This is a genomic window from Gloeomargarita sp. SKYB120 (assembly GCA_025062155.1).
Lineage (GTDB): Bacteria > Cyanobacteriota > Cyanobacteriia > Gloeomargaritales > Gloeomargaritaceae > Gloeomargarita.
Genome location: JANXAM010000089.1, coordinates 1 through 531, shown reverse-complemented (window position 1 = coordinate 531; position 531 = coordinate 1). Strand labels below are relative to the sequence as shown.

General features: G+C 54.6%; 1 protein-coding gene. It reads right to left on the bottom strand.

What is annotated here, in order from left to right; translation table 11 throughout:
* A partial coding sequence (locus tag NZ705_12525) for an ATP-dependent chaperone ClpB (GenBank protein MCS7293767.1) occupies nucleotides 1–531 on the bottom strand: 531 nt, incomplete at both ends.

The following is a 531-nucleotide window of genomic DNA, read 5'->3' as shown; positions in this document are numbered from 1 at the left end:
GCGCTCCAACTTTTCAAGCCGCTCCCGTGCGACAGGGTCATCGCTGTCTTTGCTCAAAGCCACTCGTTCAATTTCCAACTGGCGGATGCGCCGTTCAACTTCGTCAATTTCAGTTGGCATGGAGTCAATTTCCATTCGCAGTTTCGCTGCCGCTTCATCGACCAAGTCAATGGCTTTGTCGGGCAAGTGTCTGTCGGCGATGTAGCGATGTGACAAGACGGCAGCGGCGACTAAAGCGCTGTCTTTGATGCGGACGCCGTGATGGACTTCGTAGCGCTCTTTCAAACCGCGCAAAATCGCAATGGTTTGCTCAACGGTCGGCTCAGCGACATAAACGGGTTGGAAGCGACGCTCAAGGGCTGGGTCTTTTTCAATGTGCTTGCGATATTCGTCAAGGGTCGTCGCACCAATGCAACGAAGTTCGCCGCGAGCCAAAGCGGGCTTCAGCATGTCGGCAGCGTCAACGACAGTTCCTTCAGCCCTACCAGCGCCGACAACAGTATGCAACTCGTCAATGAAGACGATGATGCG